This window comes from Allobosea sp. WAO (assembly GCF_001509835.1).
Lineage (GTDB): Bacteria > Pseudomonadota > Alphaproteobacteria > Rhizobiales > Beijerinckiaceae > Allobosea.
The window spans coordinates 208,507-222,633 of record NZ_JXTJ01000004.1 but is presented as its reverse complement, the minus strand read 5'-3'; the positions used below and the strand labels follow the sequence as shown (position 1 = coordinate 222,633).

General features: G+C 65.3%; 11 protein-coding genes, 1 tRNA gene and 3 pseudogenes. 4 read left to right on the top strand and 11 right to left on the bottom strand.

The window, feature by feature from the left end; genetic code table 11:
- Positions 1–215: 215 nt before the first annotated feature.
- Positions 216–1,103: a LysR family transcriptional regulator gene (locus DK26_RS05585; RefSeq protein ID WP_066469220.1), complete on the top strand. Its 888-nt coding sequence runs from the start codon at positions 216–218 to the stop codon at positions 1,101–1,103.
- A gap of 42 nt (positions 1,104–1,145) precedes the next feature.
- On the opposite strand, the pseudogene DK26_RS05580 reads toward DK26_RS05585, so the two are convergent.
- From DK26_RS05580 to DK26_RS29820, 11 genes and pseudogenes are all read right to left on the bottom strand, one after another.
- Positions 1,146–1,847: pseudogene (locus DK26_RS05580) on the bottom strand (isocitrate lyase/phosphoenolpyruvate mutase family protein); the annotation flags it as partial.
- Positions 1,841–2,514 (bottom strand): annotated as a pseudogene (locus DK26_RS05575) (citrate/2-methylcitrate synthase); the annotation flags it as partial. The pseudogenes DK26_RS05575 and DK26_RS05580, both read right to left, overlap by 7 nt.
- A gap of 14 nt (positions 2,515–2,528) precedes the next feature.
- Positions 2,529–3,113, bottom strand: a pseudogene (locus tag DK26_RS05570) (MmgE/PrpD family protein); the annotation flags it as partial.
- Positions 3,049–3,561, bottom strand: a complete 513-nt coding sequence (locus DK26_RS28885) for a hypothetical protein (RefSeq protein WP_157089528.1) — start codon at positions 3,559–3,561, stop codon at positions 3,049–3,051. The gene DK26_RS28885 and the pseudogene DK26_RS05570, both read right to left, overlap by 65 nt.
- A gap of 1,656 nt (positions 3,562–5,217) precedes the next feature.
- On the bottom strand, positions 5,218–6,015 hold the full coding sequence (locus DK26_RS05565) for an MBL fold metallo-hydrolase (RefSeq protein WP_066469215.1): 798 nt from the start codon (positions 6,013–6,015) through the stop codon (positions 5,218–5,220).
- A gap of 17 nt (positions 6,016–6,032) precedes the next feature.
- Positions 6,033–6,833, bottom strand: a complete 801-nt coding sequence (locus DK26_RS05560; RefSeq protein ID WP_066469214.1) for a TatD family hydrolase — start codon at positions 6,831–6,833, stop codon at positions 6,033–6,035.
- Positions 6,833–8,395 carry a methionine--tRNA ligase gene (gene metG, locus DK26_RS05555; RefSeq protein ID WP_184231667.1) on the bottom strand — a complete coding sequence of 521 codons (1,563 nt, stop codon included), beginning with the start codon at positions 8,393–8,395 and terminating at the stop codon, positions 6,833–6,835. The genes DK26_RS05560 and metG overlap by 1 nt, the downstream gene beginning before the upstream one ends.
- A gap of 20 nt (positions 8,396–8,415) precedes the next feature.
- A complete protein-coding gene (locus DK26_RS05550) occupies positions 8,416–9,486 on the bottom strand; it encodes a DNA polymerase III subunit delta' (RefSeq protein ID WP_066469213.1) in 1,071 nt (356 codons plus the stop codon).
- Positions 9,483–10,169, bottom strand: coding sequence for a dTMP kinase (gene tmk / locus DK26_RS05545; RefSeq protein ID WP_066469212.1), 687 nt, complete (start codon positions 10,167–10,169; stop codon positions 9,483–9,485). Before tmk ends, DK26_RS05550 begins: the two co-directional genes overlap by 4 nt.
- A gap of 8 nt (positions 10,170–10,177) precedes the next feature.
- Positions 10,178–11,389, bottom strand: a complete 1,212-nt coding sequence (locus tag DK26_RS05540) for a D-alanyl-D-alanine carboxypeptidase family protein (protein WP_157089527.1) — start codon at positions 11,387–11,389, stop codon at positions 10,178–10,180.
- Positions 11,390–11,437: 48 nt separating this feature from the next.
- Positions 11,438–12,589, bottom strand: a complete 1,152-nt coding sequence (locus tag DK26_RS29820) for a septal ring lytic transglycosylase RlpA family protein (protein ID WP_083532983.1) — start codon at positions 12,587–12,589, stop codon at positions 11,438–11,440.
- 411 nt (positions 12,590–13,000) lie between these two features.
- Here DK26_RS29820 and DK26_RS05530 point away from each other — a divergent pair.
- The 3 genes from DK26_RS05530 to DK26_RS28880 all read left to right on the top strand — a co-directional run bounded on the left by DK26_RS05530 (position 13,001) and on the right by DK26_RS28880 (position 14,038).
- Positions 13,001–13,090, top strand: a tRNA-Ser gene (locus DK26_RS05530).
- 39 nt (positions 13,091–13,129) lie between these two features.
- Complete coding sequence (locus tag DK26_RS05525; RefSeq protein WP_066469207.1) at positions 13,130–13,561, top strand: thioesterase family protein; 432 nt, start codon at positions 13,130–13,132, stop codon at positions 13,559–13,561.
- Between the two features lie 315 nt (positions 13,562–13,876).
- The gene (locus DK26_RS28880; protein WP_157089526.1) at positions 13,877–14,038 is read left to right on the top strand and encodes a hypothetical protein; all 162 of its coding nucleotides are present in this window, start codon (positions 13,877–13,879) and stop codon (positions 14,036–14,038) included.
- The last annotated feature ends 89 nt before the right edge of the window (positions 14,039–14,127 follow it).

Below are 14,127 nucleotides of genomic sequence, written 5' to 3'. Positions count from 1 at the left end.
GATTTCTAAGACGATGCCTAGATGACCGCCTGCCTATCCGGGATGCCCCAGTTTTCTTCGGGGCATCTCCGTCAGCAGCCGTGGCGACGTCTCAGGCGAAACATGTCGTTCGTTATAGCGGATGCGATCGGTGACAAAAAATGGTATTGCTTCATGAATCAATGAGCAGACGTCATCGTTCGTGGTGAGGTCCGGGTAAGCGGGCGGGCAAAACCATGCTGGACAGGCAACATCTCTCGATCCTGCGTGAGGTGGACCGAATGGGCAGCCTGACGGCCGCGGCGGAGCGGCTGAACGTCACCCAATCCGCGCTCAGCCACACGATCCGCAAGCTGGAGGAACGCTATGGCGTGGGGATGTGGGAGAAGGACGGGCGCAAGGTTCGCCTCACCGAAGCCGGGCGCTCGATCGTGACCCTGGCTCAACGCGTCCTGCCCCAGATCGAGAGGGCCGAGGAGGCGCTGTCGGACTATCGCGATGGCCAGCGCGGGTCGCTCAAGATCGGCATGGAGTGTCATCCCTGCCATCAATGGCTGATGGGCGTGACAAAGCCCTATCTCATGGCATGGCCCAATGTGGACCTGGACCTGACGACATCATTCGCCTTCGGGGGTGTGGCCGCCCTGACGGGATATGAGATCGACATCCTGATCACGCCGGACCCGCTCGAGGCGCCGGGCATCCATTATCTGCCGGTGTTCGCCTATGAACTGGTCCTAGCCGTCCCGGCCGATCATCCGCTGGCCGCCACGGGCCATGCGGAGCCGGCAGACCTGCTGGAAGAAACGCTCTTCACCTACCCGGTGCCACCCGAGCGGCTCGACATCTTCACGCAGTTCCTCGTGCCCGCCAATCGCGGCCCGCGTCACCACCGGAATGTGGAGACCACCGAGATGATGCTTCAGCTCGTGGCGGCGGGGCGCGGGGTCAGCGCGATCCCGAACTGGCTGTTGCGCCAGCAGGAGGAGGTGCTGGGCGTCCGTCCCGTCCGTATCGGCGGGGCCGGAATCCAGAAAAGCATCCATCTGGGCTTGAGAACTGGCGACGAGGCGATCGATTTCATCGCCGGCTTTCTCGCAACCGCGCGTCGGATATCGGCCTAGATCAAGCCGACGAACCTCCCGCGACGCCTACGACCTCAGAGGTCACGACGCCTTGCGCTCGCGCTGCGGCATGCCCTCCGGGACGATCGTCGCAACGATCGAGGCGTCGAGCGTCTCGTAGTCGGCAAGACCGATCGTCTGGTAGAGCTCCGCGCGGGTCTGCATGTGCTCGACCATGGCATGGGTCCCGCCATCACGCGCAATGGCCGCGTAGAGGCGCTGCTGGGCCTTGTTGGCGACGCGCAGCGAGGAGACCGGCCAGATCACCATGCGATAGCCCATCGCTTCGAATTCGTCGGCGGTGAAGAAGGGCGTGCGGCCGAACTCGGTCATGTTGGCGAGGAGCGGCACACCGGGCATGCGGCGCGCGAATTCCCGGAACATCTCGGCAGTCGTCAACGCCTCCGGGAAGATGGCGTCCGCGCCGGCCTCGACGAAGAGCTTGGCGCGCGCGACCGCGCCGTCCATGCCTTCGCTCGCCGCCGCGTCGGTCCGGGCGATGAGATAGAGGTGCCGGCGGGCCCTGGCCGCCGCGGCGACCTTGGCCGCCATGTCATGGGCATCGGCCAGCTTCTTGTCGTTCAGATGGCCGCATTTCTTCGGCAGGAGTTGGTCTTCGATATGGACGGCCCCGGCGCCTGCCTCCTCGAAGACGCGGACCATGTGCATGACGTTGAGGGCCTCGCCATAGCCGGTATCGCCATCGACCAGCAGAGGCAGGCCGGAGGCTCGGGCGATGCGCCGATCGCGCCGGTGATCGCCGAATAAACGTCGGAGCCGGTTCCGGCGATCGAACGGGCGGTGAAGGTCGAGGCGTTGAACTCGTGCTCGGCATAGAGGACGAGCGAGGTATGCATCGCCCGCACATGCTCCGCGCTTGGCCGCTTGCCGTGCAGCAGGTGCAGGAAATGACCGCCGATGCTGTCGTCATCGGTCTCCACTTCGATGCGGCGGCCGTTCTGAGCGAAGTGGTGCCAATAGAGCAGCATAGAGCCGAGCGAGGCCATCAGCCGGTCGGCGATGTCGCGCGCGCCGGGATGGTTATGGTCGTGTGCTTCGGGCAGGACGCAGCCGAGAGCCGAGACGCCCGAGCGCATCACGTCCATCGGATGGGCCGCGGCCGGGATGGCTTCCAGAGTGGCCCGCACCGCAGCCGGCAGGCCGCGCAGGGAGCGGAACTTGACCTTGTAGGCTGAAAGCTCGGCCGTCGTCGGCAGCGCTCCGTGAACGAGGAGATGGGCGATCTCCTCGAACTCGCAGGTCTCGGCGACATCGAGGATGTCGTATCCGCGATAGTGCAGGTCGTTGCCGGTCCGCCCGACGGTGCACAGGGGGTGTTGCCGGCGACGACGCCGGACAGGGCCACGGACTTCTTCGGGGCCGGCTTCGGCGCGATGCTCTCCTGGCTCATGATGTCCTCCCTCGTCAGGCCACGACGGAAAGCCCGGAGCGGGCCTCGCCATTGCCGCCGTTCCAATCGAAGATGCCGGTGGTGCGCGTGCCGAGCAGGCCGGGGTCGACCGCGAAGTTCAGGCTCGCGAGATCATCCGCCTTGAGCCGCTCCAGCCGGGCGACCGCGCCGAGGAAGCGCTCCTGTTCGGCTGCCGAGACGATGCCTTCGGCCAGCGTGCGGAACTTCTCGATGTACTGGGCTCGGGCGAAGGGGCGGGCGCCGAGCGGGTGGGCATCGGCGATGGCGAGCTCGTCGGTGATTGTCGAACCATCCTGAAGCGCGACGACGACGCGGCCGCCGAAGGCTTTCTCCTTGGGGTCGTGGCTGTGATAGCGCCGCGTCCACTCGGAATCCTCGACCGTCGAGATCTTGTGCCAGAGCGCGACCGTTTCGGGTCGATTGGCTCGCTCGGGCGCATAGGAGCGTTCATGATGCCAGCCGCCGTCCTCCAGCGCGACGGCGAAGATGTACATGATCGAGTGGTCGAGCGTCTCACGGCTCGCCTTCGGGTCCATCTTCTGCGGATCGTTGGCGCCGGTGCCGATCACGTAATGGGTGGGCCACGAGCAGAACGGCACCGTCTCGATGGGATGATTGCAGGTTGCTCTGAGGTCCTAACACCCGCGCATTCGGCGCCAGCGCACAACGCGTGACGATGTCCTCAGTCATCTGGACAGTGTCCGGTCCGTGCGTTGCCAGGATGACGATGGGGGCTTCGCGGCGCAGCCGTCGAGCCAGCCCTGGTTCGGCCTCGATTGCTCTCGCCACCAAGACAGCGACGGCAGCAAGATCAGGACGTAGCACGAGCCGGTTATTGTCTGTGCTTCCACCATCCAGATCATCCAAGAGATGCTCGATGGCATCGACCTGATTGCTGCGCAGCATCGGTTTCACCATGGCGCCTTCCTCACGCGCCAGGATGTCGAGATAGGCCCTGGCCAGCAGATCAGGGCGGGCCGCGATTGAGGGGGCAGGAGAGGGGGGCTTGGACATCGTTCGAGACATGACGATTCCTCCGGGCGCGCGGACCGGCGCTCGTTTGGTTCAAGGCGAAGGCGGGGCAGCTAGGCGGCGCGCAAAACGAGCGCAATTCCGCACAAGAATCTACGATCAGAGCTGGTTCGCCAGCTGCAACAGAACCTCGGCGCTGCAGTCGAGCTCGTCGAAGTCATCATCAATGAGATCGGCGGACGGTGCGATCATAGGCACCCTCCTTCTGTTCATCTCGCGCAGAACGACAAGGTCGCGACCATGGCGGTCGCCGCTCGTTCTACGTTGGAGCGAGAGAATCAAAGACCGTCGTTTCGAGCGACCAACACGGCGCTGAGCGAGCATGCACGCCTCCATTGAAAGGACTTGTACGCAGGCTTTTGAAGAACGGCGAGAAGATCGGCACAGGCTTTAATCGGCCAGCCGAGCGAGGGGGCTCGTCATTTGGCTAGTGGGATCGGACGCTCGCTATTTCGAGTCTGAGCTGCCAGCCGGGGCGTCGGGCCGTTGACGATGCATACATTATAGAAGCGCACATTGTGCGCTTTCAATCCCTAAAACTTTAACGATGATGCTCATCATCCATTATGGTTAACGACCACCGCTCATTTCTGGCCCGCCGCCCATGTGTCGACTGCCGCAAGCACGGCGGCCTTATTCCAGCCTGCAGCAACAGCCGAGGTCAAAAGAGCGTCAAGGGCAGGGGCCACTGATGGCACGGCGTCTGAGCGTCCCGGCCCAACTATGCGCATGAGAAGGGCCAGTTGCAGCAGCTCTGCGATGTAAGGAGGCGGTCCCTTCCTGGACCAGTTCTGCACTGTTCGCCTCGAAACTCCGAACGCATTTCCAAACCCGATCTCTGTCAGACCAAGGTCCCGTCGCGCCGTTCGAAATGCTTCCGCGTCCATGTTGGTCGAACTCGCAATGCCAAAAACCATGGGAGCGCCTGGCGGTATGCTTGTATCTTCGCGGGTTGCTCGCCGGTTGTGAAGGATAGGAGTCCAAATTCATGATTCCGGAATTTCGAAAATAAGGAAACACGAGTTGTTCAAGAGGTATCCTCGGTAGCGGTTTAGGTAGCTGGGGTGGCGGCTACGGATAAGCCTCGCGAGCGAGAAGCCCGCGCGGCTCCGGGAGAGAGACTCGGCCGCCCTTATCAAGGTATTGCTTCCCGTCCTGGCGTACCGAATGAATTTGCGTGAAAATCAGCGCCCGTAGGTAGCCAGGATTGGGCTAGGCCGTATTCGGAGAAGCGGTCGCGAAACAAACCATGCAGCGGCGCTGTTGCCGAGGTCAGGTTCGCGATCGCATGTCACAACGCTTCGCGTCGGCCGCCGGTCTAGAGGCCATTTGCACTGTGCAGGTTGGCGCAATCGCGAACTGAGGCCTGCCACGCCATGTGAGGCGACCGGTGGACCCCAATCTGCCAATGATCACCGTGCCTAGCACCGCCATTGCCGCCTCGCTAAGCACGCATCAAAATCCGTGCGACGTTCAATCGGGCTACATCGCGCGATTATATGGGCTAAACGACGGCCAATCGGGCTACACGACAAAGGCGGAGCATTCTTGAGCGGGGGCCTGCCTATCTACGATTCGCATAAGACATATTATGGAACTTAAATTGATAGCCGGAGATGCGCCTGACTCCGGTCGCAGGCTCACGGCGCGTCAGGCCGCCAGCACCATCCCGTCATAGGCTGGTTCGACATTTCGCGGCAAACGTTTGGAAAGAGCCGCATAATCGAGATCGACATGCAGGTTGGTCAGCACGGTCCGGTGCGGCTTCAGCAGTGCGATCGCGTCGAGCGCCTGCTCGAGATTGAAATGGCTGGGATGCGGTGCCTCGCGCAGGCAGTCGAGGATCAGCAGGTCGAGCCCTGTCATGGCCGCCTGGGCTTCCGGCGGGATCGCGCTGACATCCGGAGCATAGCCGATGCCGCCGAAGCGGAAGCCGAGCGCGTCGTAGCCCGGGCCGTGCTCAAGCCGGAACGGCAAGGTCTCGATCGTGCCGCCTGGTCCGTCGACCGCGTGAAGCTCGCCGGCCGCCAGCGGACACAGATCGAGGATCGGCGGATAGAGGCTGCCGGGCGGCGTCTCGAACAGATAGCTGAAGCGTGACCGGAGCGTCGCGCCGGTCACGGCGTCGGCATGGACCGGAATGCGCTTGCGCATGTGCAGGACCAGCGCCCGGAGATCGTCGATGCCATGGGTATGGTCGGCGTGGTCATGGCTGAACAGCACCGCATCGAGTCGCTTCACATCCGCGCCGATCAATTGCTCACGCAGATCCGGCGTGGTGTCGACCAGCACGCTCGTCGTGCCATCGGCGCCTTCGCGCTCGACCAGCACCGAGCAGCGCCGGCGGCGGTTCTTTGGATTGCCGGGGTCGCAGGCGCCCCAACCGGAACCCGGCCTGGGCACGCCGCCGGAGGAACCGCAGCCGAGGATCGTGACCTTCAGGCTCATGCGGACACCGACCCGGCTCAGCCGACCTGCGCCGGGCGCGTGGCGTGATCCATCTTCCAGTAGCAGCGACGCGCATTCTGCGAGGTGACGCGCGCGATCTCGTCGAAGGACACGCCCTTCACCTCGGCCAGAACCTTCGCTGTTTCAACGACATAGGAGGGTTCGTTACGCTTGCCGCGATAAGGCGTCGGAGCAAGGTAGGGCGCATCGGTCTCGACCAGAAGGCGCTCCAGCGGGACCTCGCGGGCGATGGCCCGCAGCGCCTCGGAGGTCTTGAAGGTCAGGATGCCGGAGAACGAGACATAGAGGCCGAGCTCGACGCCGGTCCGCGCCAGCATCTCGCCGGCGGTGAAGCAGTGCAGAATGGCAGGGAAGGCGCCCTTCCCCATTTCCGCGCGCAGGATCGCCGCCATGTCCTCATCCGCCTCGCGCGAATGGATGACGAGCGGCAGCTGGGTCTGCCGCGCCGCATCGATATGGGTCAGCAATCCCTGAGCCTGCGCCTCGCGCGGGCTCTTGTCGTAGTGGTAGTCGAGCCCGGCTTCGCCGATGGCGACGCAGCGCGGATGGCGCGACAGCTCGACCAGTTGCGCGGCCGTGACGTCGAGCTCCTCATGGGCGCCATGCGGGTGCGTGCCGACGGTGCACCAGACGGAAGGGAAACGCTCGGCCAGCGCGGCATAGGTCGCAAAGCGCGCGACCCGCGTCGAGATCGTCACCATGCGGCCGACGCCCGCGTCTTCCGCCCGCGCGACATAGGCCTCGATATCCTCGGCGAAGTCGGGGAAATCGAGATGGCAATGCGTATCGATCAGCATCAGGAGGCCGCAGCCTCCTCGGGCTCGACATAGCGCGGGAAGACCGCGCTCGGCGCCGGCAAGGCCGTGCCCGCAACGAGCCGGCCGGCCTCGCCCAGCACCGCGAAGTCGCGCGCGCCAGCGTCGACCGCCAGCAGATCGAGCAGCTTGGCCATCGCCTCCGGCATGATCGGCTGGGTCAGGATCGCGACCTGCCGCAGGGCCTCGATCGTGACATAGAGCACGGTATCGCGCCGCGCCGGATCGCTCTTGGAGAGCTTCCACGGCTCGTTGTTGGCGAAATAGCGGTTCGCCTCGGCGACCACGGCCCAGATATCGGCCAGCACCGTGTGCAATGCGAACTCGTCTATGGCGGTGCGCGCCTTGGCGACCAGCCCGTCGACCTGCGCCAGCATCGCCCGGTCGGCCTCGTTCAGTGCGCCCTGCGCCGGCACCCTGCCCTCGCAATTCTTGGCGATCATCGACAGCGAGCGCTGCGCCAGATTGCCGAGATCATTGGCAAGGTCCGCATTGATGCGCCCGACGATCGCCTCGTGGCTGTAGTTGCCGTCCTGGCCGAAGGAGACCTCGCGCAGGAAGAAGTAGCGCAACTGGTCGACGCCATAGGCCTTGGCGAGGTCGAACGGGTCGACGACGTTGCCGAGCGACTTCGACATCTTCTCGCCCTTGGAGAGCAGGAAGCCATGGCCGAAGACGCGCTTGGGCAGGGGCAGCCCGGCCGACATCAGGAAGGCCGGCCAGTAGACCGCGTGGAAACGGATGATGTCCTTGCCGATGACGTGGACATCGGCCGGCCAGAAGCGCCAGCGCGGATCGTTCTCGTCGGGGAAGCCGCAGCCCGTGACGTAATTGTTGAGCGCGTCGACCCAGACATACATCACATGCTTCGGGTCGCCGGGCACCGGCAGGCCCCAGTCGAAAGTGGTGCGGCTGATCGACAGATCCTGCAGCCCGCCCTTGACGAAGCTCACCACCTCGTTGCGGCGGGTGTCGGGGCCGATGAAGGACGGGTCGGCCTCGTAATGGGCGAGCAGCCGGTCCTGATAGGCAGAGAGCCTGAAGAAATAGCTCTCCTCCTCGGTCCATTCGACCGGCGTGCCCTGCGGGCCGATGCGGACGCCATCGGCGTTGAGATGAGTCTCTTCCTCGCCGTAATAGGCTTCGTCACGCACGGAGTACCAACCGGCATAGCGGTCGAGATAGATGTCGCCGTTCGCTTCCATCCGGCGCCACAGTTCGAGCGTCGACGGCAGGTGGTCGGCATCGACCGTGCGGATGAAGCGGTCATAGGCGCAGTTGAGAGTGTCGGCCATCGCCTGGAAGCGCGGCGCCGTCCGGTCGACGAGCTCGCGGGCGGTGATGCCCTGCTTCGCGGCGGCCTGGAAGATCTTCAGCCCGTGGTCGTCGGTGCCAGTCTGGAAGAAGACGTCGTAGCCGTCGAGCCGCTTGAAACGCGCGATCGCGTCGGCTGCCACCACCTCATAGGCGTGGCCGATATGCGGCGCGCCGTTGGGATAGGAAATCGCCGTCGAAATATAGAATGTCGGGGCCGAGGCCATCATCTGTCCGGTGCTGTCTCGTTTCAGGCTGCGCGCGACCGCGCTACCGCCTCCGACAGATCGTGAAACAGCGACATGACGAGGGGGCGGCGGTCGAGATTGTAGGTTTCCACCTCCCGGGCCGCGCGCGCAAGTCTCTCCCATACCTCCGCGAGGGGCGCAAGCCGGGCCGGGCCGGCGGCGGCATGCGCGTGCAGGTGGCCGCTGAGCCAGCCCTGCACGGTCTCGAGCATCACCGCGAACTCGGCCTCGCCGGCCTTGCCCGCGACTTCCTCGCCGAGCGCCAGCAGGGCCGGGAGGTCGACGCCGGGCAGAGCGTCGAGCCGCGCCCTCACCGCTTCGACCAGTGCAAGCGTCGCCGGATCGACATAGCTTAGAGCCCGCTTCACCGAGCCCTCGGAGAGCGCTGCGGCGCGCTGCAGGGCAGAGTCGTCATAGGGCAGGCCCATCCGCTCGAGCGCGATCCGGCCGGCCTCGGCGACGTCGCCCTCGGAGAGGGGCTCGAAGCCGAGCAGCCGGCAGCGCGAGCGGATCGTCGGCAGGATGCGGCCCGGCGCATGCGCGACGATCAGGAAGAGCGTGCGGGCCGGCGGCTCTTCGAGCAGCTTGAGCAGGGCGTTGCCCGCCGAGCGGTCGAGCTCCTCGCTGGAATCGACAATGCAGACGCGCCAGCCGCCCTCCCCGGCGCTGGAGCCGAAGCGTTCGAGCACCCGGCGGACCAGATCGACCGGGATGTTGCTGGTGAAGCTCTTGCCGTCAGGCTTCGAGATCCGGCGCAGCAGATGCAGGTCCGGGTGCGACTGCGCCATGATCTTGCGCGTCGCGGCGTCCTCGGCCGGCATGGAAAGATCGCTCGTGGCGCGGGCCCGCTGCATCGGGTCGCCCTCCGCCAGAAGGAAACGCGCCACGCGATAGGCAAAGCTCGCCTTGCCGATTCCTTCCGGGCCGCCGAGCAGCCAGGCATGGTGCAGCCGCCCGGAACGCAGGGCGGCGAGAAAGGCTTGCTCCTGATGCTCGTGTCCGATCAGCGCCAGCGTTTCGCGCGGATGCGGCGCGTTCGGCAGGCGGTCGGGCTCGTTGGTCGATTCGATCATGCCGGCGCAATCTGCGGCAGCGGCAGCCGGCTGGCCAGAGCCCGCCAAGCCTGCTCGGCCAGCTGGTCGGGGGTAAGGCCGGCATCGAGCACGACGCAGCGGTCGGGTTCGGCCGCGGCGATATCGAGGAAGGCCTGGCGCAGCTGGCGATGGAAGGCGAGGGTCTCGCCCTCGAACCGATCGACCGTTTCGCCCGGTTGTCGACGGCTCGCCGCCCGGGCCAGCCCGATCTCGGGAGCGAGATCGAGGATGAAGGTCAGTTCCGGCTTCAGCCCTGCAATGGCGATCGTCTCCAGTGCTGCAAGCTTCTCGGCCCCGATCTCGCCCAGGGCGCCCTGGTAGACCCGCGTCGAGTCGATGAAGCGGTCGCAGATCACCCAGGCGCCGCGTTCCAAGGCGGGCCCGATGCGCCGGTCGACATGGTCGATGCGGGCCGCGGAGAACATCAGCGCCTCGGCGAAGGCGCCATAGGGCTTGATCTGTCCGGTGAGCAGCGCGTTGCGGATCCGCTCGGCCTTCGGCGAGCCACCGGGTTCGCGCGTCAGCTCGACGACGAGGCCGAGAGCCTCTAGCCGGGCTGCGAGCGCCTTTGCCAGCGTCGACTTTCCGGCGCCCTCGCCGCCTTCCAGGGTGATAAAGTGCCCGGCGTCCGTCTCGGCTGCCTTGGGATCCTGCTCTGCCATCCCCGCGCTCAGCTCCGCCCCAGCGCCTTGCGGATCCAGCCGGTCGAAACCTCGAAGAGGGCATCGAGCGCGCGCTGCTGCAGACTGCCGACCTTGACCGCTTCGGCCGTGTAGAGCGGGATGTCGAGCGTCTTGACCTCGCCGCGCGTCACCAGCAGCCGCGCGACCTGGGCGCCCTCCTCCACCGGTGCCTGCAATGGCCCGCGATAGACGATGCGGGCATTGAGCCGCTCGCTGCTGCCCCGTGGCACCAGCAGGTTGACCGGACCTTTGGCTTTCAGCGCCACCCTGCCCTTCTCACCGCCATAGACGCTGGCCTCGCCGACGGTTTCGCCCGCCGCGAAGACCTGGCGCTGCTCGAAGGATCGGAAGCCCCATTCCAGCAGCTTGCGCCCCTCGCTCGCCCGGTCGCGTGCATTCTTCAAGCCGGCGACGACGACGATCAGGCGCTGGTCCTTCTGCACGGCCGAGCCGACCAGGCCGTAGCCGGAATCGTCGACATTGCCGGTCTTGAGCCCGTCGGCACCGATATCCATCGCGAGCAGCGGGTTGCGGTTCTGTTGCCGTATCTTGTTCCAGGTGAATTCGCGCTGGCCGAAGATCTTGTAGAGCTCCGGATAGGTCTTGATGATGTGGTCCGAAAGCCGTGCGAGCTCGCGGGCGGTGACCTTCTGTTCGGGGTCGGCCATTCCCGAGGCGTTGCGGAACACCGATTTGCTCAGGCCGAGCGCCCGCACCCGCTCCGTCATCAATCTCGCGAAATTCGCCTCGTCGCCGGCGACCGCCTCGGCAAGCGCGATCGCGGCGTCGTTGCCGGATTGCACGATCAGCCCTTGCAGGATGTCGCCGAGCTTCACCCGGCTGTTGACCAAAGCGAACATGGTCGAGCCGCCCGAGACACCCCCGCCCTTGCGCCAGGCGTTCTCCGAGATCGTGATCTCGGTGTCGAGGGTCATCTTGCCCTGCTCTATTTCCTGGAAGGCGACGAGCGCCGTCGCGATCTTGGCAAGGCTCGCCGGAACCATCAGCTCGTCGGCGGCCTTCTCGTAGAGAATGGCGCCGCTGCCCGAATCGAGCAGGACGGCGTGCGGTGCGGCGGACTGGAAGCTCTGAGCGCCAGCGCCGGGAATGGCAGCGAGCAGAAACGCCACAGCGCCGAGGGAGCGCCCGCCACGCGCCAGAAAACGGCCGAACACCAGCATCGAACGACCTCGCGCCATCTCTCGATCAGATGATGGCGCCGTGCGGGCGGTCAAGCCCGGCGCGGATCAATTCCGCGCAAGCGGCTGAAGAATCTGCGGCTTGACGCCTGCGGCCAGCGGATGACCGGCGGCGAAGCGCGCGGTCGGCGCCCTCTCCGGGGCCGCGAAGAGGCTGGCGACGCTGGTGCGCGGCGTCGTCGATGCCGAGGTCATGACGGCCGGCCGCAGCACCGGGACCGGCTTGCCGGCATTGGCGATGGTGTCGAGATCGAACGGCCGCTCGGGCGGCAGCCTCACCCCGCGCATCGGCACGCCGTCGCCGGGCGCGCTGACGGTCGTGACCTGGATCGGGCTCTGCAGCGAGGCGCGCTGCGGCTGTTCGGCATAGGCCTGAACCACTGGCTGCGAGACCGGCGTTGCACGAACGGGAACCGGAGCCGGCTGCGGGCGTTGTTCTTCGACTTCGGAGCCGAGATCGACCTGTGTGTTCCCGGCGACGAGGCTACGCGAGCTCTGTCCCGGGATCGACGCGGGCTGGCCGTCGGTGCGCAGGGAGGCGAGGAGCATCTTGTCGTCGGAGCCGCCGAGCGAAGCCTGACCGAGATACTCGACCTTGACGCGCGCCGTGCCGAGATGGCGGAAGGCGAGCGCGTCGGCCGTACGCTGGGACACGTCCATGAGACGCCCGCCATGGAACGGGCCGCGATCGTTGACGCGCACGATGATCGAGCGGCTGTTGGTGACGTTGGTGACGCGGGCATAGGCTGGCAGCGGCATGGTCGGATGCGCAGCGCTGATGGCGTAGCGGTCATAGACCTCGCCATTGGCGGTACGGCGGCCATGGAAGGCTTCGCCATACCAGGAGGCGGTGCCGACCAGCGTATGGCCGAGGGGCTTGTCGTAAGGCGTGTAGCGTTTGCCGGCGACGGTGTAGCTGCGGCCGATCAATTGCCGTCCGCCTCCCTTCGGAACCGGCTCGCCATCCGCGACCACGCGGGCGCTGGCCGGGCCATATTTCGACGAGGGGAAGGCGCCGATTTCCTTCGATTTGCCGCGCCGGGCGACACCGTCATTGGCGCAGTTGGCCAGAAAGACCCCAGCCACCATGACGCAGCCGAGGCGAGCTACGGTCTTAAGGTGCGAGCAGGAGCGGGAGTCGTAGCGGGCTTCATTGGCGCTGGATACCACCGGTGCCGAAGAGCTTGCGCGTCCGATCATGCCCAAATTCCTGCGGTTCGCCAAAAAAACGCAATGCCACCGCCGCGCGAACGCAGCGATACGGCAGCTTTCGGCCGATTCAATTAAGGGATCGTTAAGGCGGTGAGGCGCGAAGGCGACACCGTTAACAAAAGCCCAGCTGCCCCCTTTGGGCGGGCACAAAGGTGTCGGAAATGCGGCAACTGTCAACCCGTCTCCATCTCTCCGCCATTTTTTGGACCGGCGTGGCAGCGGCGCAACGGCGCCTGTAGCGCGGCCTCCCGAGCGCACACGCCGAATCGGAAAATCATCCAAAACACGGAAAAGTATGGGTTTTCTAGCCGACGCCGGTCCTGGATGGCGCACTTTCGGCAGCGCAGGGCCGCGAGGCGCTTGCAAAACGCCGCAACCGGCGGCAATGACGGTCACACCGGAAGGGTGGCCGAGTGGTTTAAGGCAGCGGTCTTGAAAACCGCCGTAGGTGAAAGCCTACCGTGGGTTCGAATCCCACCCCTTCCGCCATCACCGGCGGCAAGTTTCCGGCCGCGACCGGAGGCCGCCTTGTCCGTCGAAATCGCCCTTGCCGATTTTCCCCTTCGGACCCGTGACAAGCTGCGCTATGGCGACACGGATCGACAGGGGCATATCAACAATGCCGTGTTTTCGACGCTGTTCGAGACCGGCCGCGTCGAGCTGATCTACGATCCCGTCCAGCCTCTGGCGGAGCCCGGTACCGCCTTCGTCATCGCCAGGCTGGAGGTGGATTTCCGGGCGGAGCTGCTCTGGCCCGGCGAGGTCGAGAGCGGAATGCGCGTCGCTTCAATCGGCCGCAGCTCAGTTCGGCTCGAGCAGGTGATCTTTCAGTCTGGGCGCTGTGCCGCGAATGCTGTCACGGTCATCGTCCTGGTGGACGAGGCGACACGTAGGTCACGCCCCTTCTCCGATGCGGTGCGCGAGCGTCTGCTCGCGCTGATGCCACCCAAATCCGGATAGTAGCTCAAGGCCCGGCATCCTCGATCGTATGGGCTCGCCAGCAGGCCTGATTCAGCCGCCGAAGTGGTCGCGGGTCATGCTATTCCTGATCGGCCTTCTTCACGTCGGCGAGCCGATCTGGCCTATCGGGACATAACCAATGGCAGGCGCCAGGCGGACGAACCCCTCACCGTGATGTTCCTTTGGAGCCACAACACATCACGGAACGTGAGGTCATACGAGAGTTCCATCAACACAAATCACTCGACATCAGATCGAATGAAGGGAACCGAATCACCCTCGCCGCGTTCGGAGCCAAAAATGCGGGAGGATATCATGAGCAGCCTTGTTACGGTCTCGGCGCTGTTCCTGGCCGGCGGTCTTTCAACCGTGACCATGGGGGGCGTGCCCCTGCAGGGTATTCTCAACGACCTCTTCTGGGCCGGCCTCGCCATTTCGGCCTTCATCACCACGGCGGGGCTCGAAGCGTCGAGCTGACCGGCAAGGGCGGCCTTCCGGCGCTTTCGCAGCTTTCATCTCCGAAACCAGATCGGCACGACTGCGGTCAAGCTCGTTCGAAGCCGTGC